The organism is Bacillus ectoiniformans (assembly GCF_016908875.1).
GTDB classification, from domain to species: Bacteria; Bacillota; Bacilli; order Bacillales; family Domibacillaceae; genus Bacillus_BX; species Bacillus_BX ectoiniformans.
The window spans coordinates 34,135-54,560 of sequence record NZ_JAFBES010000004.1; the positions used below are offsets into that span (position 1 = coordinate 34,135).

A 20,426-nucleotide genomic window follows, 5' to 3' on the forward strand; every position below is an offset into this window, starting at 1 on the left:
GGAAGCAACATATGGTTAAAATAGCCTGGTTTTTTCCCGCTGAAAAAATTTTTTTCCTTTTAATTTTCCGCGTTTCTTCATATTTATTAACACGAAACGAGTTTCACCTCTCTTCCGCGTTTATGAATGCATGAACGGATTTTTTACGATATAATTCTTTTTGAGGCTTGATTAACGTTGAGAATTTTTCCTGCCCTGCTTAAAAAGGAATTTGGCAAGCGAAACCAACACCCTTCATGGACAAGGGTGTTTTATTTCAGATCAATCTTTCACTACTCTACAAGGAGGGATCATTTTGTCCTTATTGCACTTAGCCATCTTTTCTCCTTTTTTAATGGCTATTCTTATTCCTTTTTTCTATAAAGGATTTAAAAGCATACATACTGGCTGGTTTGTATTGCTCCTGCCGATTTTACTTTTTATTTATTTTCTGAAATTTCTACCAGTCACACGTAATAATGAATTCGTACAAGAATCATTTGATTGGATTCCATCATTAGGCATCAGCTTTACTGCTTATGTCGATGGTTTAGGTGTGCTTTTCGCCTTATTAATTTCGGGGATCGGTTCATTAGTCGTGCTTTACTCGATCTTTTATTTATCAAAAGTAAAAGAAAGCTTGCACAATTTCTATGTATATTTATTAATGTTCATGGGAGCGATGCTTGGAGTTGTACTGTCAGACAATCTCGTTACATTATATATGTTCTGGGAACTGACTTCTATTTCCTCCTTTTTATTGATCGCTTACTGGTATGATCGTGAGCGTTCCCGCTATGGCGCGCTGAAATCTATGATCATTACAGTGTTCGGCGGATTGTCCATGTTTGGGGGATTTTTGCTTCTTTCTATTATGGGAGACACATTCAGCATTAGAGAACTCATTGCCCAGTCTGATCAGCTAGTGGATCACCCGCTTTTCATTGGGGCATTGATCCTCGTTCTTCTCGGAGCCTTTACTAAATCTGCTCAATTCCCATTTTACATTTGGCTTCCTGATGCAATGGAAGCGCCTACTCCAGTAAGTGCTTATTTGCATTCTGCTACCATGGTAAAAGCGGGAATTTATTTAGTCGCTAGGCTCAGTCCAATTTTCGCTTTTTCAAGTTCCTGGTTCTGGTTAGTCGGAGGCGTCGGAATTTTCACCTTATTCTGGGGTTCATTCAACGCGATTAAACAGACGGATTTAAAAGGTATTCTCGCATTCTCAACTGTGAGTCAGCTCGGTTTAATTATGTCACTGCTTGGAGTTGGCGCTGCCGCTCTGCATGTTGATTTCTTGGATGACAACATTTACACGCTTGCAACCATTGCGGCTGTGTTCCATTTAATCAATCACGCTACATTTAAAGGAAGCTTGTTTATGGTTGTCGGGATCGTTGACCATGAAACCGGTACCCGTGATATTCGCAAGCTTGGCGGTCTGCTTAGCTTTATGCCAGTGACATTTACCATCGCTTTGATCGGCTCGTTTTCTATGGCCGGCTTGCCGCCATTTAACGGCTTTCTAAGTAAGGAAATGTTTTTCACAGGCATGGTTCAATTATTGGAACTCGATATTTTTAATTTAGGGACTTGGGCGATCTTGTTCCCTGTACTTGCCTGGATCGGAAGCGTGTTTACTTTTATTTACAGTATGATGATTGTTTTCAAAACGTTCACTGGCAAATTCCAGCCCGAGAAATTAGAAGTGACACCGCATGAGGCGCCTGTTGGCATGTTAATTCCGCCAATGATCTTAGCTGCGCTTGTGATTGTATTTGGACTGTTCCCAAATATATTGGCGTACAGCTTAATTCAGCCAGCTGCAGCGGCCATTATCCCTTCTCTAGTCGAAACAGGGGAGAAGCTGCATGTTCACATCTCTTTCTGGCACGGCATTAATTTAGAATTATTTATGACTCTAGGTGTATTTGCACTCGGCGCGCTTTTATATGTGACGCTGAACAAGTGGGACAAGATCTATCGGTTGTTCCCTGGCAAGGTTACATTAAATGTCCTATATGATTCCGCTCTTTATTGGGGTGAAAAAGGTTCTTCCAACCTGACTAAATCTTATATGACGGGATTTATACGCACCTATTTGGTCTATATCTTTGTCTTCTTCTCAGGCATTCTTGCATTCACCATGTTTTCAAAAGATGCCTTTAAAATGGAGACATCCAACCTGGCCTCAATTGGTCTGTACGAAATCGCCCTGGTGGTCTTAATCATCGCGTCAATTATCACGATTCTTGTTGCTAAATCACGTTTGACAGCGATTATTGCTTTAGGAGCCGTGGGTTACACAGTGTCTCTGTTCTTTGTCATATTCAGAGCCCCTGACTTGGCGTTGACTCAATTAGTCATTGAAACTGTGTCTGTTGCCTTGTTCCTGCTGTGCTTCTATCACTTGCCAAAACTCAGCCGCCATGAAGAGCGAATGAGCTTTAAGCTAGGAAACGCGGTTATTTCGCTGAGTGTAGGGATCATCGTTACATTGATTGCCATCGCTTCACACAGCAACAAGCTGTTTGACCCGATTTCACAGTATTACATTGAGAATACGTATGAAAAAGCCGCCGGAAAAAACATGGTAAACGTGATTCTTGTCGATTTCCGTGGCTTTGATACCTTATTTGAAATTTGTGTGCTTGGAATTGCCGCTTTAGGTATTTTCGGAATGATTAAGCTTCGATTGGAAAGGGGGAGAGCGAATGAGAACAAATGATGTCATCTTGCAAACAGTCAGTAAAATTGTGTTTTTCATCATTATTCTCTTTTCCATCCACCTATTTTTCGCCGGGCACTATAATCCCGGTGGAGGGTTTATCGGAGGGCTGTTAACATCAGGCGCTATCGTGCTGCTGCTGCTAGCTTATGATATTAAAACGGTCGCAAAAGGATTTCCGATTAACTATATTACGCTAATTGGCATCGGACTTCTTTTTGCCGTAGGTACATCAGCAGGCGCTTTATTGTTCAATGTTCCCTTCTTAACTCACGCGTACGATTATTTTTATTTGCCGCTATTAGGCAAAACGTCACTTCATACAGCCGTGCTGTTTGATACAGGCGTCTATTTAGTTGTCATCGGTGTGACCATGACCATTATTCAAACGATTGGAGAGAGCGAATAATGGAGATTTTAATGTCTATCGTCATTGGAATATTGTTTTCTAGTGCCGTGTACTTAATGCTGTCAAAGAGCTTGCTTCGTATTATTATCGGTACGGGTTTGCTCAGCCACGGCGCTCACTTGCTATTAATTACGATGGGCGGTTTAAAAACCGGTACCGTTCCATTGCTTGGGGAGCACGCGAAATCTTATGTCGATCCGCTGCCGCAAGCGTTAATTTTGACCGCCATCGTTATCAGCTTTGGTGTGACTGCTTTCTTCCTGGTTATGGCCTACAGAGCCTATCAGGAAATTGGCACAGATAATATGGATCAAATGAGAGGAAATGAAGCAAATGATTAATTTATTAATATTGCCGATACTTATTCCTCTTTTCACAGCCATTGTGCTTATATTCATGGTGAAATATGTTGCCGCCCAGCGTGTGTTATCTGTAGTTTCCACACTGGGAACGCTGACAGCCTCCATCGTACTGCTCATGAAAGTGCGTGCAGATGGTGTTCAGTCACTCAATCTAAGCAGCTGGGACGCTCCTTTTGGCATTACGCTTGTATCAGATATGCTGTCTATCCTGCTTGTTACGACCACTTCGCTCATCACGTTGTGCGTGATCATTTATTCAGCACGCTCAATAGGAGTGGAACGTGAACGGTTCTATTATTATGCCGTTATTCAATTCTTGCTCGTTGGGGTCAACGGTGCGTTTACAACGGGTGATATATTCAATCTATTCGTATTCTTCGAAGTCATGCTCATGTCTTCGTATGTACTGATCGTTATTGGCGGAACGAAAATTCAGCTCCGTGAATCGATTAAATATATTTTAGTGAATATCATATCTTCCGCGATTTTTGTTATCGCGGTCGCCTATCTGTATTCTATTGTCGGCACTTTAAACATGGCGCATGTTTCAGAGCGCATCGCTGAAGTCGGACAGCCGCCGATTCTGACAGTCGTCGCTGTGCTGTTTTTAATTGTATTTGGATTAAAAGGCGCGATCTTTCCGATGTATTCATGGCTGCCGGGATCCTATTATGCACCGCCGGTTCCGATACTTGCCCTGTTCGGATCGTTATTGACTAAAGTCGGTGTCTACTCAATTATGAGAACCTATTCCCTGTTCTTTTACCATGATCAGGCGTTTACTCATGACCTGTTAGGGATACTCGCGATCATCACAATTATCGCAGGATGTATCGGGGCGATCGCCTACTGGGATGTTAAAAAGATTATCATTTACAATATCATCATTGCAGTCGGTGTTCTTGCTTTTGGCGTTTCTCTTCTAACGGAAGAATCAATTAGAGGAACCATTTTCTATATCATTCACGATATGATTATTAAAGCGGCACTATTTCTAATGATCGGCATCATGATCAAAATTACAGGAACAAGCAACCTGCGCCAAATGGGCGGGTTAATTAAAAAGTATCCTCTGTTCGGATGGTCTTTCCTGCTAACGTGCTTTGGACTTGCCGGCATCCCGCCTTTAAGCGGCTTCCCTGGCAAATTAATGATAGTACGAGCGGGATTAGAAGAAGGGGCTTATGTCGGCGCTCTGACGGTGCTATTGTCGAGTCTGTTTGTTCTTTACTCCGTCATTAAAATCTTTATGAACGGATTTTGGAAAGCACCGAAAGACTATCCAGGTGAAGATCAGCAGCCTGTATGGTTCCTATGGGCGCCAGCTGCCATCCTAGTTGCCGTTTCCGTTGTTTACGGAGTCGGGGCTGAAACGATGTATCCGATTATTTCACAAGCCACTGATGCACTCGTAAATCCGACAATCTATATTGATGCAGTGTTAAAGGAGTGATGTCATATGGCTTTTCAAATTTTACTTAATTTCTTTTTAGCGTTTCTATGGATGTTTTTGCAGGTTTCATTTACGAGCACCACCTTCTTCGTCGGATATTTAATCGGCTTAATTGTCATTTATGGCATGCGCCGCTTTTTCAGTACACGATTCTATATGCATCGTGTATATGCGGTCATTTACTTAACAATGCTGTTTTTCAAAGAATTGATCATGGCTAATATTGATGTGCTGAAAGTCGTGCTGCAGCCTAAACTAGCCATTAAACCCGGCATCTTTGCTTTAGAAACAGAGCTCGAATCAGATTGGGAGATCACACTTCTTGCCAATCTGATTACACTGACGCCTGGTACACTTGTTGTTGATGTATCAGATGATAATAAGACACTCTACATTCATGCGATTGATATTGCGGATGTACAGGATTCCATTGAAAGTATTAAAAACACGTTTGAAAAAGCGATTATGGAGGTGAGCAGGTAAATGTTAGAGCTCGTCATGAAGATTTCTTTAATCTGTCTTACACTGTCTATGCTTGGGCTTGTTTACCGGCTCATTAAAGGACCGACTGTTCCTGACCGGGTAGTGGCACTTGATGCGATTGGCATTAATCTTGTCGCCATTATTGCGATCATCTCCATGCTGTTAAATACGAATGCTTTTTTAGATGTCATTCTTTTGATGGGGATTCTAGCTTTCATCGGAACGGTTGCTTTTGCTAAGTTCCTAGAGAAAGGAGAGATTATTGAAAATGACCGTAATCAGTGAATGGTTGATTGTGATCTTTTTACTTTTCGGCTCCTTTCTCAGCCTTGTGGCGGCATTCGGGTTGATTCGTTTACCTGATGTGTATACGCGTAACCATGCCGCTTCTAAAAGTGCTACGCTAGGTGTAATGAGCATTTTGCTCGCCGCCTTTTTGTACTTTTATTTCATAGAAGGCCATTTTAGCTCGCGAATCCTGCTCGGTATTGCGTTTATCTTCATTACAGCACCGGTGGCAGGGCACTTGATCAGCCGCGCTGCCTATAATTCAGGAGTGAAGCTCTGGGAGAAAAGCGTACGTGATGATCTACAATATAAAAAGAAAGAACGAGAGCACTAAAACAGATTCTCTTGGTTCATAAAGAGAAGCGGACTCAAACGAGTCCGCTTCTTTTACTTACTATTAATTTTCATATAAGCGCTGATCTTCGCTTCCATCTTCTTTATGGACCACCAAGATCCCATCATGTTCTTTTACATATTCTTTCGCTCGGACCGACAAATCCGTTTTTGTTTCGTCTGTTAAAATACTTCGTTGCCCATTTTCTTTGATCAGCTGCCAGCCATCTTCTTTCGGCTGCAGATGGTATACTGGACGGCCCTCGTCATTGCCATGGCCTTTTCCAACAGCGCTGCGGGCGCGGTCAATCGCAATGGCGATGGCTCGTCCTTCATCTTTATTTTCCTCTAGCAGGGCATTGGCAATTTCAATCGCCTTATCACGAACCTCGTCGGGCAGATTCTTCATGGAATCAGGATAATCATTTTTACTCCAAGGCATAATTATTCCCTCCTCTTTGTATACGTATCTACCCGGTTATTCTGAACTGAAACGGCCTTTTTTATCCACAACAGCCATTGTACAGCGGGAGAGGCAGATTAATTGATTCTCTTCATCTGTCAGCCTAATCTCCCATACCATCGTTGTACGCCCCTTATGCACCGCCTCTGCTGTCGCCGTCACTACTCCCTCTTTCTTAGCTTTAATGTGATTGGCATTGATTTCTAGCCCAAAACAAAGCTGCTTCTCTTGATCAATCAAATGAGCAGTGCCTACACTCGCTGCTGTTTCAGCTAAAGCTACCGAAGCACCGCCATGCAAGAAGCCAAATGGCTGACGTGTCCGTTCGTCCACAGGCATCGTCATCACTACTTTCCCATCCTCAATCGTGACAAACTCCATGCCCAATGTGTGAATTAATGTTTGTTTCAGTTCCATACGTACCCTCCTCTTAATGAATTGCTATTCACTTTACTATTCGACCTTTTTCTTTTAAATCCTTTAAATCGCTTCTTATGCATAATTGCATAACCTATGCAAACTTGTATATAAATATAGCTTATTTCATACACACTAACCCTCTAAAAGTCTCTAGTTATAGAAAATTAAGAAAATTTAATTATTTGGCACATTACTTGCAATAAATCTAGTAAAATACACATTATTAAAGGAGTGCTAGAAAATGACTAAGAAGAAAACACCCTCTTTAGGCATCGCTTTGATTCCTATCCTAGCGATGATTGGCTTTTTATTTACAGGAATATTTATGTATGAAGCAGATCCTCATATTCCTCTCTTATTAAGTGCTACTGTGGCTTCTCTCGTCTCAATTTATTTAGGATATACTTGGCGTGATTTAGAATCAGGAATTATTAATGCCGTGTCCCTCGCTATGCAGGCCCTGCTGATTTTAATGGTGATTGGCACCATCATCGGCACGTGGCTGGCGGCTGGTATAGTTCCAACTATGATCTATTACGGTCTTGATATTCTATCCCCTGCTTATTTCCTTCCGGCAGCTGCCATTATTTGCAGTATCGTCGCCATTGCTTCCGGTAATGCCTGGACAGCAGCAGGAACAATTGGCATCGCTATTATGGGGATCGGTGCTGGTCTTGGTGTGAATACTGCTATGGTTGCTGGAGCTGTTATTTCCGGCTGTTATTTCGGGGACAAGATCTCTCCGTTGTCAGAAACAACGAATATGGCTCCTGGTATTACTGGAGTAGATCTGTTTGACCATATTCGCCATATGCTTTATACCACTATTCCAGCACTTTTCATATCGGTTGTTATTTATTACTTTATCGGTCTTTCTTTTAAAGAACAAGCAGCTGGTATTCAAGAAGTACAAGCGCTTCAGCAAAGCCTTAGCGATATCTTCATTATCAGCCCGTGGCTGCTGCTTGTTCCTGTCGTTGTTTTAAGCTTAATCGCTATGAAGACCCCTGCTCTACCAGGTCTGGTCATCGGCTCAATTCTCGGCGCTATTGTGGCTGTCCTCGTTCAAGGCGTAGCTGTTTCTGATATATTAGGAATCATGGTGTACGGCTTTGAAAAAGAAACGAGCAGTGAAGTCTTAAACAACTTGCTGAATAATGGCGGAACAGAAGCGATGATGTACACCGTTTCTCTCGTCATGATTGCCATGAGTTTTGGTGGAATACTAGAAACGAGCGGAATTTTAGAAACCCTTGTTAACAGCTTATTAAAGTTAGCTAAATCTACCGGCAGTTTAATCGCTACGACAGTCGTCACTTGTATGACAGCGAATGTCGTTGCTTGCGATCAGTACTTGTCCATCTTGCTTCCTGGCCGGATGTATGTAAAAGCTTATCGAAAGAAACGGCTCCACCCTAAGAATTTATCGAGGACACTTGAGGATGCAGGTACGATGACTTCTCCGTTGGTGCCTTGGAATACTTGCGGTGCATTTATGACAGCCACTCTCGGTGTTTCCACTTTTCAATACGCACCATATGCATTGTTGTGCTTTATCAGTCCAGTCATTGCAATCATTTACGGATTTACCGGATTTAAAATAGAAAAGCTGACGCAGGAAGAGATCGATCGTTTAGATGCAGAAGAGCAAGCAATGAATGAAACGGAAGAAGAAAATCAAGGGCGTATTTCACAAGCTTATTAATAGACGAAAAGGACTTCCAAGTATGCGGAAGTCCTTTTTATCTGCTTAGTAGCCGTATGGTGGACGATTGAATGGTCCTGGCTGATACCACTGGTATGGCGGATACTGCGGGCAATACGGCGGGTAGCAAGGGGGACGGTAGTACGGAGGTCTTGAAATAGCCCCTCCTAAAAAGCCGCCTAATAATCCTCCAAGGAAAGGCGCTCCAAAAAACGGTAAGAATCGCTGGTTTCGATAATATTGATTTCGATACATTAGTAAACCTCCTTTTTCTGCCTACTAATGGTTTATGCAAAGTCGGGCGAACAGGCATGGGCGGCTTGCACATTTTCTGACTGATTCTTTTATGAAAATACAAAAAAACAAGAAAAAGCTCCCTCCAACAAGATCGTTCTCTTGTCGAGGAAGCCTTTTTTCGTTAAAGAATAATTGCTGCCAGCCAGCCAAATAAGATGACAGGCAAATTATAGTGAAGGAAAGTAGGTACACATGTATCCCAAATGTGATTGTGCTGTCCATCCACGTTCAATCCAGATGTCGGGCCAAGCGTACTGTCTGATGCTGGTGAACCCGCATCGCCAAGTGCTCCGGCCGTTCCTACTAATGCGATGGTAGCCATTGGGCTGAACCCTAACTCCATCGCCAGCGGAACGAAGATTGTTGCGATAATGGGAATCGTTGAGAAAGATGAACCGATTCCCATTGTTACAAGCAAGCCAACGATCAGCATTAATAATGCGCCAAGCACTTGATTTCCGCCAATTGCATCAGCTGCTTGTTTCACCAATGTTTCCACATCTCCGGTTTCACTCATGACATTAGCAAAGCCTGAAGCCGCGATCATTACAAATCCGATAAACGCCATCATACGCATACCGTCAGTCAGCAGGCGATCAGCTTCATTCCATTTCATCGCTCTCGTTACATAAAGGACGATAATACCCGCAAGAGCGCCAAAGACCATGGAATCAGTCATAAGCTGCACGACAAGCGCTGCCACAATCGCGATCAAAGAGCTGATAATTCCGCTTTTCGAATAGCCTTTTTGTTCAGCGACCGTCACTGGCATTAATGGGTTATCATATGTTCTCGGTTTCCGGTAAGAGATGAACAAAGCAATTAACAATCCGACAAGCATTCCAGCTGCTGGAATCAGCATCGCTTTCGGCACTAGGTTCACATCGACCTTCATTCCGCTGTCTGTCATGTTTGACGCAATAATTTCGTGGAAGATTTGTCCGAATCCAACCGGCAGCAGCATATAAGGTGTAACTAATCCGAATGTCAGCACACTAGCCACTAACCGGCGATCCATTTTTAACTCATCCATGATTTTTAATAATGGCGGAATTAACAATGGAATAAACGCAATATGAATAGGTACAAGATTCTGAGAGAAGCAAGCCATTAATAAGATTAGAAATAGAATAAGAGCTCTTGATAATTTCTCTGCTCGCGCATCCTCTTTTTTACCTACATATTTCAAAATAAATTCTACTAGAGCATTCGGCAGTCCGGTGTTCGATATGGCTACCGCGAATCCTCCCAATAATGCATAGCTGAGCGCCACATTCGCTCCGCCGCCTACGCCTTCTGAAAAAGCCGTAATCGTTCCCTCGGTTCCTAAGCCACCAATAACTCCCCCGACCAGTGCACCCGTAATCAATGAAAATACAACATTTACACGTAATAGACTGAGGAGAAGCATGATGATGACAGCAATTACTACAGCATTCATCTAAGATGCCCCTTTCCCTTTAGTTTGCTAAATTGGTAAAGAACTAAAACATGATTAAAAGATAGCAAATTTTGAAGGTTTCTGTCAATAGAAAATTGTAGAATCGTAGGAGATAAGAGCTAGTGTACGTGTGTAATGTTGTTTTAGCGGGCTGGTATGTGGTTGGGGGATGATTTCTTTTTAAATTGGGACGGATTCTTTCCATTTCGGCCAATATTCTTTCCAATTTGGCTCGGATTCTTTCTAATTTGGCCTATATTCTTTCCATTTCCGCTCATATTCTTGCCATTTCACTCAATAATACTGCCATTTCGTACATTTGACTTGAGACGGCTGATCATCGCTCGCTGTCACCCCCAGACAGGTGTCTGGCGCTTTATTTGAGCTGCATTCTTTCCATTTTGGCCAATATTCTTTCCTATTGGACTCTAATTCTTTCTAATTTGGCCTATAATCTTGCCATTTCCTCTCATAATCTTTCCATTTCACTCAATAATCCTGCCGTTTCATAATTTAGACTGGGGGGCAGCTGATCAACCCTCGCTGCCACCACCCAGACATGTGCCTGGCCGCTTTATTTGAGCTGCATTCTTTCCGTTTCGGTCTAGATTCTTTCCAATTGGACTCTAATTCTTTCTGATTTAGCCGGTATTCTTTCTATTTCCGCTCATAATCTTTCCATTTCACTCAATAATCCTGCCGTTTCGTAATTTAGACTGGGGGGCGGCTGATCAACCCTCGCTGCCGTTCACGGAATAATCCTGCCCAATCAAGAGTCCCGCTGCATCAAAAAAACACCGTCTGCACAATCAGACGGTGTTCCTAAAATTATTTTTCTCCTTTTGCTACGGCTAGTAAGGCGAGAGTCCGCGCCATGACGCCTGTTGCTCCGTCTGGTCCGAGGGGGCCGCTCTTATTCGTATCTGCTGTACCAGCGATGTCGAGGTGTACCCATGGCGTGCCTTCAGCAAATTCGCCAATGAAGCCCGCTCCCATGATCGCGTGTCCTTCTCTTCCTGGGGAGTTATTTAAATCGGCAATTTTACTGCTGCGAATCCGTTCTTTATCCTTCTCTGTTAACGGCAGGCGCCACATAAATTCACCCGCTTCTTCTGAGGCAGCGAGAACTTCCTCATATAGCTCATCATTATTTGCAAACACACCTGTTTTATCTGTACCAAGCGCGATTACGACACCGCCTGTCAGTGTCGCCACATCTACAAGGTAATTGGCTCCATGGTGCTTAGCATAGGTTATGGCATCAGCAAGAACTAGCCGCCCTTCCGCATCTGTGTTCAGCACTTCAATCGTTTTTCCGCTCATCGACGTAATGACATCATCCGGCTTAAACGCGTGTCCGCTGATCATGTTATCTGTCGCAGGGATCACGGCTACGACATTTTGATCAGGCTTCAGCTCTCCAATAATCTCCATCGCACCAAGCACAGCTGCTGCTCCGCCCATATCGGTTTTCATGCCCACAATTCCGTCTTTTGGCTTGATGGAGTAACCGCCTGTATCGAATGTGACTCCTTTGCCTACGAGTCCAAGTACATCTGTCCACTCTTCTTTCGGCTGGTACTTTAATGTGATCATTTTGGGCGGTTCGGCCGATCCTTGATTGACGGCTAAAAATGCGCCCATGCCTAATTTCTCAATTTCTGCTTTTTCTAGAATTTCCACTTCAAAGCCATACGTTTCAGCTAATTGTTCAGCATGGTGTGCAAGGTCTGATGCTGTCATTAAGTTTCCCGGTGTATTCACCAGCGTTCTTGCTGAGTTGGTGCCTTTACTCAATGCATAACCGACTGCAAGAGCCGCTTTGATTTCATCCGTGTCTGCTTCTGTATAGACGGTTAGCTTTTCAATTTGTTTTTCAGGCTCATTCGAAGCTTTTTTATACCCTTTAAATTCGTATGTTGCCAATCCAAAGGCCTCACTGAATGCTTGAGCGGAATCCATTATTTCCATTGCATCGGATTGAAAGCTGTCAAGCGCCACAGCCGTTGATGTCAGCTTGAGCTTTTTAATTTGTGTAAAGGCATGGCCAAAAGCTTCTTTCACTCCGTGGAAATCCGCCTGTTTTTCTTTACCTAGCCCAATGAAAATTAATCTTTTTACAGGCAGCTTTCCATAAGTCGGCAAGATCGAAATCGCCTTAGACCTTGCAGAAAGATCCCCTTCTTTTATTAATTCAGTTAACTGACTGTCAAATGCATCGTCCAGTTCTTTTAATGCACCTTCAAATTTAATTGGTTTATCATATAAACCAACTATTAAACTCTCTTCTGTCTGCTGCAAAAATAGTTCATTTTTTACCGTAAACATATCTAGCCACCTCCACTTTCATTATATCGAAAAGAAATACACGATTCGAATGTAACATGCTACACTGAAAAGAAAGAATCTTCTTAAAGGAGTGAAATCATGCGTTTAATCTCCATTTGTCCCAGTAACACCGAACTTGTGGAATACCTTGGTCTAACTAGTCAGCTAGTAGGTGTGGATGACTTTTCTGACTGGCCTGCTTCTATCCAATCTCTTCCTAAACTAGGTCCTGACCTCTCTATTGATATGGATAAAGTAGAAGCATTGAAACCTGATCTTGTGATCGCTTCGTTAAGCGTTCCTGGAATGGAGAAAAATATAGAGGAATTAAAGAAACGCGGACTTCCCTATATAGTCACAAACCCTCAATCCCTGCAGGATATTGGTGATTCATTACTTGAAGCAGGTAAAGCTTGCGGAGTTGAAGAGCAAGCGAAAGAAATAGCGAACCAATATTTTTCGCAATTAAAGCTGTTTCAACAGGTGGCTAATACGATAGAGAACCATCCCGCATTATATTGGGAATGGTGGCCTAAACCTGTCTTTACACCAGGGCGCATTAATTGGCTGACAGAAATAAGCGAACTCGCTGGGGGAACGAATGTTTTCGCCACTGAGCACACGGCTAATTTTCAAACCAGCTGGGATGATGTAAAACAGCGCGATCCTGATTACATTCTTCTCTCTTGGGTGGGGGTGCAGACAGAAAAAATAGATCCTGAGATTGTCAAAAAAAGACCGGGCTGGATCGACCTGCAGGCTGTGCAATCTGGACGTGTGGCTGTGATGGAAGAGGAATATTTTTGCCGTCCGTCTCCCCGTCTCCTCATTGGATTACACAAATTAGCTATGCTTCTCCATCCCGACAGCTATCGAATGATAGAACTTGATCCGCTTTTTAAAAAGTAGAGGTAACTAGCAGTCTAATGAATGGATTAGGCTGCTTGTTTCCATTCATTAGACTTACGCACAAAAAAACAGCTCCTTAATTTAGAAGCTGTTAAAACATTTGATAGCCTTTTTCCCGCAGTACTCTCATCGTGATTCCCGCTGTAACAGCTCCTAAGAATCCGCTTAATAGAATCACTAAATCGGCTGCTTGTAATGAGGTAATCTTGTTTCCTAAAAGATTAAACGATTCATTCGCGTTAAAAATATAGTCAAATGTGCTAATGCCGTCAACAATCATGATCGTGACGAGCGGATATAAAATCGCCATGACCCACGTCATTCGCAAAAGCATATTTAACAAAAAGCCGATGCCAAAAAACAGCACGAAAAATAATAAAATAGACACTAATAAAATGGCTATATGCATGACGTTTCCTCCCTTAAATCACTAAATTTTAGTGTACTGAAACTAAGAGAAAACGTCAATGACGAATAAGCGACAATTGTACGATGTATCAGATATCCACATAGTCGGAAAAGCAGTCTAGCCTATAATGGGTTCATCCTTTGCCTTCACACTTCGGGCAAGTCTCTGAACCGCCGAGTAAAAGCTGAAAATATCCTTTTCCTTCACAATAAACACACTTCTTCACATTTGCTTTTGCTTTCATAGTTGTCCGCCTCCGATTTATTTTAATTTTCTGATAATATATCATGTTTGGAGAACGGCTAACAATATCCTTTTTCGCTCATATTCATATCATTTTTAGAAGAATAGTTTATATGTCGTATATTCAAATTGCTTGCCCGGATCTAACCCATGAATGCAGCTTAACGATTCCTTTTGAAAAGTCTTAGTCAATGTATGTAACAACGCAGAAGTAGATTCATCTCTTCGCAGGTCCTCGGGCATCATCCAGCATGCATCCATTAACTCACTTGTTTGAATCTTAATTGACTGATTGGGGACAATCGGCCTTAGCAGAAAGATCACCATATTATCACTTAATTTCTCACGAATAACGCCCGTGCGAATACCAATCACACCGCAAATTTCACTATCAATTCCCGTCTCCTCTTTCACCTCGCGAATAGCTGCTTCATCAACTGTTTCTCCCGCGTCCACGAAACCTGCCGGAAGTGACCACTGTCCCTTTAATCCGCTGTAATTCTTTTTGACAACGAGCCACCTTCCCATTTCATCCACTACCAGTCCCGCTGCTGCTAACCACACCGATCCTCTTTTCATCTTATTCTCCTCCGCAAAAAAATAGACCGCCTTAAAAAGGACGGTCCATTTCTGTGATGTATGATTATAGTACGTTGAATTTACCTTTTTTAAGCACTAAAGAAGGTCCGCCGATCATGTATAATGCACGGTTATCGACCATTTTCTTCATGAATGAAGCTTTTGTTCCTGTAACTTTCTTGCCGAAAACAACACCGATCGCATCGTCATCACCAAGAGAACATACAGTACCTTTAATGTCAGGAGTGAATGTTTCTAACGCATCTTCACTGCCTTTAATTAACTTCACTAAGTTGCGCGCGCATACTTCACCTTGCTGCATCGCAATTTGAGCAGTTGGAGGGTATGGACGATTGATTTCTTCGTTAATGATTAATGAAGAATCTCCAATGACGAAGATATTGTCATGGCCTGGCGCACGAAGATCAGGATTGACTTTCACGCGGGCACGCATGTTTTCAATTCCAGATTTTTCGATGACAGAGCTTCCGCGAACGCCGGCTGCCCATACAACTGTACCAGCTTTAATTTCTTCCGTCTCATCTTCACCTTTAGCCACTTTAATGCCTTCTGGTGTTGCACCTTTGATCGCTGTGCCAATTTTGAATTCTACACCCTTTTTCTCAAGGTGAGCGACCGCGTATTTCACAAGCTCAGGATCAAATCCAGGAAGAACCATTGGAGCTGCTTCTACACAGTAAATACGAACTTTTGAGTAGTCAATGTCATATTCACGGCAAAGTTCTGGCACACGGTTTGTGATTTCTCCTAAGAATTCGATTCCAGTGAAACCAGCGCCTCCAACAACGATTGTCAAACGTTCATCTTTCTTTTCCGTTTCCATCGCGTATGTGGCAAACTGATAATCAATATGTTCGCGAATTTGACGAGCAGCATTCACATTAGAAATAGTGAAAGCATGTTCTTTCAAACCTTCAATTCCAAATGTTTCAGACTCTCCGCCTAATGCAAATACTAAATAATCGTAATCAATTTCTCCAGTGTTTAACACGACTTTCTTTTCGTCTGTCTTAATATCTTCTACTTCCGCACGAATAAATTCTACTTTGCTGCGATTGATGACACTGTCGATGTCATAGCGAACACGATCATGGTGCAATGTACCAGCAGATGCCTCATGCAGCCATGTTGTTTCGTAGTGATAATCATTTTTATTAACCAATACGATATTTGCCTCATCTTGGCCTAATGCTTTTTGAAGACGTGTAACCGTCATTAATCCACCATAACCTGCACCTAGTACAACTATTTTCGGCTTTCTCACAATAATCACTTCCACCTTTTATCCATATATTTGCGAATCGCTTCGCACCGTTTGAGCAACATAAAACTATTCATGAAGAATGTGATATTTTTCACGAATAATTGTAAAAAAAGATTCTAAAGTTTGTCATAAAATCTTAACAATTGCATATCTGTTTCAATAATATGCTTTTTAGAATCGTTTTTCAAGACATTTGAGCCAATTAATTCTTTTGATTTTCTTCTATCAACTTTCCCGATTTCACACATAAAAAACATGAAATAAATCCCTTTTAGATCAGTCTCTTTTCTATTGTAGGTATGATAAGATGGTTTTATGATTTGATTCTTTCAGTTTAGAGGAGGGGTACGATGGAAACAAGTGAGCAAGTGTTTGATATCACCATTATTGGGGGCGGTCCTGTCGGTTTATTTACGGCGTTTTATGGAGGCATGCGCCAAGCATCTGTAAAAATTATAGAAAGCCTACCTCAGTTAGGCGGACAGCTGTCAACTCTTTATCCAGAAAAATTCATTTATGATGTAGCAGGTTTCCCAAAAGTACGGGCACAGGAACTCGTAGATAACCTGGTTGAACAAATGAACCAGTTCTCCCCTTCTATTTGTCTAGGGGAATCTGTTCAAGAACTAGAGAAACTTCCTGACGGATCATTTAAACTAACAACTAATAAGGGCATTCATTATACAAAAACGATGATCATCACAGCAGGAAACGGTGCTTTTCAGGCTAGAAAATTGGAACTCCCTCAGGCAGAAGCATATGAAGAAGCAAACCTTCATTATTTTGTGACGGACTTGAATCGATTTGCAGACCGAAAAGTAGTGATTTGTGGGGGCGGTGATTCCGCGGTAGACTGGGCTCTTATGCTCGAACCGATTGCGAAAGAAGTGACGCTTGTGCATCGCCGAGACAAATTCCGAGCTCATGAACACAGCGTAGAACAGCTGCTTCAATCAAACGTCCAAGTTTTAACGCCTTATATTCCCAGCGAATTAACAGGTGATGGTTCCAGCATCCATTCCATCACATTCGAAGAGGTAAAAGGCGATGCGAAAAAAACGTTGGAACTTGATGATTTAATCATTAACTTTGGGTTTGTCTCTTCATTGGGACCCCTCAAGAACTGGGGCCTCGATATCGAAAAGAATAACATTGTCGTCAATTCTAAAATGGAAACAAACCTTGAAGGCATCTACGCAGCTGGAGATATTTGTACATATGATGGCAAAGTAAAGCTGATTGCCTCTGGATTTGGCGAAGCGCCTACCGCTGTGAATAACGCAAAAGCTTATTTAGATCCAAAAGCGCGCGTGCAGCCGCTTCATAGCACATCATTATTCGAGCAAAAATAATCCTTCTGTTTTTAATCATATAAACTGGGTACTTTAATAAGTAGACTATATGATTAAAGAGGGTGAATGGAATGAACGTACTTGTCATCGGTGCATCAGGTCATACAGGCAAAAGAGTGGTGAAACTTCTTTCTGACAGCAGCCAGCATCTCGTTCGGGCGATGATTCGGAAAGCGTCTGATACGGAAGAGATGGAGAAACTCGGTTCAAAGCCAATACTTGCGGATTTAGAACAGGATTTCAGCTTTGCCATGAATGATGTGAACGCGGTTATTTTTGCCGCTGGATCTGGTTCTAGCACTGGCCATGATAAAACCATTGCTGTAGATCAAGAAGGCGCGAAAAAGGCGGTAGATTTCGCCAAAGAAAAAGGGATTGAACGTTTTATTATGCTGAGTTCTATCGGCACAGAAAATCCGGCGATGGCTCCGGAAGCACTCAGACCCTATGTGATAGCTAAGCAAGCGGCAGATCAGCACCTGGCTATTAGCGGATTAAACTACACCATTGTCCGGCCGGGCGGTTTAACAAATGAACCAGGTACTGGGATGATTGATATCTCCCGTCATTTTACCGCGCTTGAGAACAACATGATTTCACGTGACGATGTCGCACAAGTGCTGGTTGATTCCTTGCTTACGAAAGAAACTGAACACAAGATCTTTGAAATTGTCGGCGGAAGCACACCAATTGAAGAAGCGTTGAAAAGCATATGAAAACAACCTCCACTTGTCCATGCGAGGTTACTAAAAAAGTGAATTCTTAAAAAAATCCCAGGATCATTCCAAATGTATGGATTGATCCTGGGTTTTTTAGTGATATGTTGCTTAAAATTGAGCCGATTTTTAACTAACTATAGAACAATTAGGTAAAAACAACCTTATTTAGCTAATTTTTATTTTTGTTTTATGAGAGATTGTTCACCTAAGGCCTTCTATCAGCGGTTTCCACGGTTCTATCGGCGGCTTTGTCATTCTATCAGCGCTTTCCGCGGTTCTATCGGCAGCTTTCACGATTCTATCAGCGTTTCACTATCGACCTAAGAATTAAGCGATATTTCACTGCAGTGAAATTCTTATGTCAGTTACTTCCACTCCTCAGCAAGCATACTGTATACGACGTGGTCGACATACCGGCCATACAGCCGCTCCGATTGTCTAAGAATGCCTTCTTCCTTAAAATTCAATCTTTCAGGTATGCTTCTGCTCTTCACGTTTTCTACAGCCGCCCGAATTTCCACTCTATTCAGTCCCATTTCTTCGAACGCATAATCCACTAAAGCTTTGACCGCTTTCGTCATGATCCCCTTGCCTTGAAATCCTTCCCCTAGCCAATACCCAATAGCAGCAGATTGATTTGCCCAGTCTAGTGTATTAAACCCTGCCACTCCAGCCACTTCGTCTTTATCGAGGATGATTGTTGTAAGACTTTTGTTATCCGCATACCCTTTTAAAGAGCTTTGAATAAAAGCTTTGGTATCCTCTGCCGTTTTTGTTGCGTCGATCCATGGCAGCCACTCGCGTAAGTACTGTCTCGATTCATCCGTTAAGGCAAAAAGGCTGTCAGCATCTTTATATTCAATTAATTTCAAAGAAGTTTCCTGATCAATTTTATGGATAAACATTTCTTTCCTCCCTGGTCAATACATTTGGTAAAATAAGGCTAAGGAGTGGTTGAGTTTGCAAAAAAATATCATTTTAACCTTATTGGCACTGCTTTTCTTTAGCGGAATTATCATTGTTTCATTAAAAATATGGAATGTTTTTCCTTCACTATTTATTGTCTTGCTTTTCATCTTAGCAGTAAATAAGCAGTACCGTTTCTTATCCGGCATCTTTATAGCGTTTCTTTTAGGTTTTCTTGGCTTCCAGCTGATGACGGAAGTCGTAGAGAGGTTTTCTCTGAGCGAAGAATGGCAGGTTGTGCTCAAAAGAAGTTCTCTTCTTCTTATTGCCGCGAGTCTTATTTCGGTCCTTCTCTTACATAATAAACAGGTTGCTTTCTTTCAGCATAAATTAAATTGGAATCAGCCGATGCATCTTCCGTTTCATACAATCAAAACATCCTATTTTTTGATGAGTGCCTTCATCATCAATATAGCCATCTTCATTCCCTTTATCGCGCAGCAACAATGGAATGAGATTCAATCTATTCTGTTATTTGCTTTCGCCTTTTCATTGATTAATGCCATATTAGAAGAGCTGATTTGGCGAGGACTGCTCTTATCGGCTTTAAAAAAACAGGTATCTCAATTATATGCCATTACCATCACAAGTCTCGGGTTTGGACTTCAGCACTTGAGCATCGGCTTTCCTCTGTCCACCAGCTTGCTTTTTTCTTTTGGCGGAGTGTTTTATGCCATCGTCGTTCTAAAAACCAATTCGATTTATCCTGCTATGTTTCTTCATTTTGTCATTAACATGGGCATGGTGTTAAGCGGATGGATTCTAATATAAGAAAAAGCTTGAGGACATCGTTCCCTCAAGCTTTTATATTTACCTTATCAGCAATTCTCCGGCGTACCCGCATCTTTTGCTGTTCTAAATGAAGACCCGCAGCCGCAAGAAGCAATAGCATTTGGATTTTCAATTGTAAAACCGCCGCCCATCAGCGATTGTTTGAAGTCAATCACCGTACCGCTTAGAATATCCACACTTTCTTTATCCACAACGATATGGATGCCGAATTGATCCAACTCTGTGTCATCTTCTTTAACTTCCTGATCAAACCCCATGCCGTAAGACAATCCGCTGCATCCGCCCCCATGAACAGTGACACGCAGGTTCGCGCCTTCTTCTTCATTTTGTTTCATCATTTCTTTTATCTGATAAGCCGCAGCTTCAGTGATGGTGACAACTTGCTTGTTTTCCAACAGAATCCCTCCATCCTTTATCGTTATTAATAGTATATACGGCAATAAGCGCCATCTCAACTCTTCCGCATTTATTGCTTAAACA

Annotated in this window: 22 protein-coding genes; 12 read left to right on the forward strand and 10 right to left on the reverse strand. The window is 42.1% G+C overall.

The window, feature by feature from the left end; all coding sequences use genetic code 11:
- Positions 1 to 295: 295 nt before the first annotated feature.
- From JOC78_RS07125 to mnhG, 7 genes are read left to right on the forward strand one after another with little or no spacing between them, the layout of a single operon-like run.
- Positions 296 to 2,710 (forward strand): Na+/H+ antiporter subunit A, encoded by a 2,415-nt coding sequence (locus tag JOC78_RS07125; protein WP_204553823.1) that lies wholly within the window; start codon positions 296 to 298, stop codon positions 2,708 to 2,710.
- On the forward strand, positions 2,697 to 3,119 hold the full coding sequence (locus JOC78_RS07130; RefSeq protein WP_204553824.1) for a Na(+)/H(+) antiporter subunit B: 423 nt from the start codon (positions 2,697 to 2,699) through the stop codon (positions 3,117 to 3,119). Before JOC78_RS07125 ends, JOC78_RS07130 begins: the two co-directional genes overlap by 14 nt.
- Entirely contained in the window at positions 3,119 to 3,460 is a 342-nt protein-coding gene (locus tag JOC78_RS07135; protein WP_204553825.1) for a Na(+)/H(+) antiporter subunit C, read from the forward strand. Before JOC78_RS07130 ends, JOC78_RS07135 begins: the two co-directional genes overlap by 1 nt.
- Positions 3,453 to 4,934, forward strand: coding sequence for a Na+/H+ antiporter subunit D (locus tag JOC78_RS07140; RefSeq protein ID WP_204553826.1), 1,482 nt, complete (start codon positions 3,453 to 3,455; stop codon positions 4,932 to 4,934). The genes JOC78_RS07135 and JOC78_RS07140 overlap by 8 nt, the downstream gene beginning before the upstream one ends.
- Positions 4,935 to 4,940: 6 nt before the next feature.
- The gene (locus JOC78_RS07145; protein WP_204553827.1) at positions 4,941 to 5,417 is read left to right on the forward strand and encodes a Na+/H+ antiporter subunit E; all 477 of its coding nucleotides are present in this window, start codon (positions 4,941 to 4,943) and stop codon (positions 5,415 to 5,417) included.
- A complete protein-coding gene (locus tag JOC78_RS07150; protein ID WP_204553828.1) occupies positions 5,418 to 5,702 on the forward strand; it encodes a Na(+)/H(+) antiporter subunit F1 in 285 nt (94 codons plus the stop codon).
- On the forward strand, positions 5,686 to 6,039 hold the full coding sequence (mnhG, locus tag JOC78_RS07155; RefSeq protein WP_204554158.1) for a monovalent cation/H(+) antiporter subunit G: 354 nt from the start codon (positions 5,686 to 5,688) through the stop codon (positions 6,037 to 6,039). Before JOC78_RS07150 ends, mnhG begins: the two co-directional genes overlap by 17 nt.
- Positions 6,040 to 6,102: 63 nt before the next feature.
- Here the strand turns inward: mnhG and JOC78_RS07160 are convergent, their stop codons facing one another.
- Entirely contained in the window at positions 6,103 to 6,480 is a 378-nt protein-coding gene (locus tag JOC78_RS07160) for a DUF2188 domain-containing protein (RefSeq protein ID WP_204553829.1), read from the reverse strand.
- Between the two features lie 36 nt (positions 6,481 to 6,516).
- Complete coding sequence (locus JOC78_RS07165; RefSeq protein WP_204553830.1) at positions 6,517 to 6,918, reverse strand: hotdog fold thioesterase; 402 nt, start codon at positions 6,916 to 6,918, stop codon at positions 6,517 to 6,519.
- A 244-nt stretch (positions 6,919 to 7,162) separates the two neighbouring features.
- Here JOC78_RS07165 and nhaC point away from each other — a divergent pair, with 244 nt between their 5' ends.
- The gene (gene nhaC, locus JOC78_RS07170; RefSeq protein WP_204553831.1) at positions 7,163 to 8,626 is read left to right on the forward strand and encodes a Na+/H+ antiporter NhaC; all 1,464 of its coding nucleotides are present in this window, start codon (positions 7,163 to 7,165) and stop codon (positions 8,624 to 8,626) included.
- 418 nt (positions 8,627 to 9,044) lie between these two features.
- Here the strand turns inward: nhaC and JOC78_RS07180 are convergent, their stop codons facing one another.
- Together JOC78_RS07180 and JOC78_RS07185 are read right to left on the reverse strand one after the other, a co-directional pair.
- A complete protein-coding gene (locus JOC78_RS07180) occupies positions 9,045 to 10,364 on the reverse strand; it encodes a Na+/H+ antiporter family protein (protein WP_204553833.1) in 1,320 nt (439 codons plus the stop codon).
- An 828-nt stretch (positions 10,365 to 11,192) separates the two neighbouring features.
- Entirely contained in the window at positions 11,193 to 12,692 is a 1,500-nt protein-coding gene (locus tag JOC78_RS07185; protein ID WP_204553834.1) for a leucyl aminopeptidase, read from the reverse strand.
- A gap of 99 nt (positions 12,693 to 12,791) precedes the next feature.
- Here JOC78_RS07185 and JOC78_RS07190 point away from each other — a divergent pair, with 99 nt between their 5' ends.
- Complete coding sequence (locus JOC78_RS07190; RefSeq protein WP_204553835.1) at positions 12,792 to 13,601, forward strand: cobalamin-binding protein; 810 nt, start codon at positions 12,792 to 12,794, stop codon at positions 13,599 to 13,601.
- A gap of 91 nt (positions 13,602 to 13,692) precedes the next feature.
- On the opposite strand, the gene JOC78_RS07195 is transcribed toward JOC78_RS07190, so the two are convergent.
- The 4 genes from JOC78_RS07195 to JOC78_RS07210 form a co-directional block, all read right to left on the reverse strand.
- Positions 13,693 to 14,010: a YuiB family protein gene (locus JOC78_RS07195; protein WP_204553836.1), complete on the reverse strand. Its 318-nt coding sequence runs from the start codon at positions 14,008 to 14,010 to the stop codon at positions 13,693 to 13,695.
- Between the two features lie 133 nt (positions 14,011 to 14,143).
- Entirely contained in the window at positions 14,144 to 14,254 is a 111-nt protein-coding gene (locus JOC78_RS07200) for a YuiA family protein (protein ID WP_204553837.1), read from the reverse strand.
- 95 nt (positions 14,255 to 14,349) lie between these two features.
- Complete coding sequence (locus tag JOC78_RS07205) at positions 14,350 to 14,832, reverse strand: NUDIX hydrolase (protein WP_204553838.1); 483 nt, start codon at positions 14,830 to 14,832, stop codon at positions 14,350 to 14,352.
- Positions 14,833 to 14,896: 64 nt separating this feature from the next.
- The gene (locus tag JOC78_RS07210) at positions 14,897 to 16,117 is read right to left on the reverse strand and encodes an FAD-dependent oxidoreductase (RefSeq protein WP_204553839.1); all 1,221 of its coding nucleotides are present in this window, start codon (positions 16,115 to 16,117) and stop codon (positions 14,897 to 14,899) included.
- Between the two features lie 350 nt (positions 16,118 to 16,467).
- On the opposite strand from JOC78_RS07210, the gene JOC78_RS07215 reads away from it, so the two are divergent.
- Complete coding sequence (locus JOC78_RS07215; protein ID WP_204553840.1) at positions 16,468 to 17,469, forward strand: NAD(P)/FAD-dependent oxidoreductase; 1,002 nt, start codon at positions 16,468 to 16,470, stop codon at positions 17,467 to 17,469.
- 71 nt (positions 17,470 to 17,540) lie between these two features.
- Positions 17,541 to 18,185, forward strand: coding sequence for an SDR family oxidoreductase (locus JOC78_RS07220; protein WP_204553841.1), 645 nt, complete (start codon positions 17,541 to 17,543; stop codon positions 18,183 to 18,185).
- A gap of 368 nt (positions 18,186 to 18,553) precedes the next feature.
- On the opposite strand, the gene JOC78_RS07225 is transcribed toward JOC78_RS07220, so the two are convergent.
- Positions 18,554 to 19,093, reverse strand: coding sequence for a GNAT family N-acetyltransferase (locus tag JOC78_RS07225; protein ID WP_204553842.1), 540 nt, complete (start codon positions 19,091 to 19,093; stop codon positions 18,554 to 18,556).
- Positions 19,094 to 19,148: 55 nt separating this feature from the next.
- Here JOC78_RS07225 and JOC78_RS07230 point away from each other — a divergent pair, with 55 nt between their 5' ends.
- Positions 19,149 to 19,925 carry a CPBP family intramembrane glutamic endopeptidase gene (locus JOC78_RS07230; protein ID WP_204553843.1) on the forward strand — a complete coding sequence of 259 codons (777 nt, stop codon included), beginning with the start codon at positions 19,149 to 19,151 and terminating at the stop codon, positions 19,923 to 19,925.
- A 47-nt stretch (positions 19,926 to 19,972) separates the two neighbouring features.
- On the opposite strand, the gene erpA is transcribed toward JOC78_RS07230, so the two are convergent.
- Positions 19,973 to 20,341 (reverse strand): iron-sulfur cluster insertion protein ErpA, encoded by a 369-nt coding sequence (gene erpA / locus JOC78_RS07235; RefSeq protein WP_204553844.1) that lies wholly within the window; start codon positions 20,339 to 20,341, stop codon positions 19,973 to 19,975.
- Positions 20,342 to 20,426 lie beyond the last annotated feature (85 nt).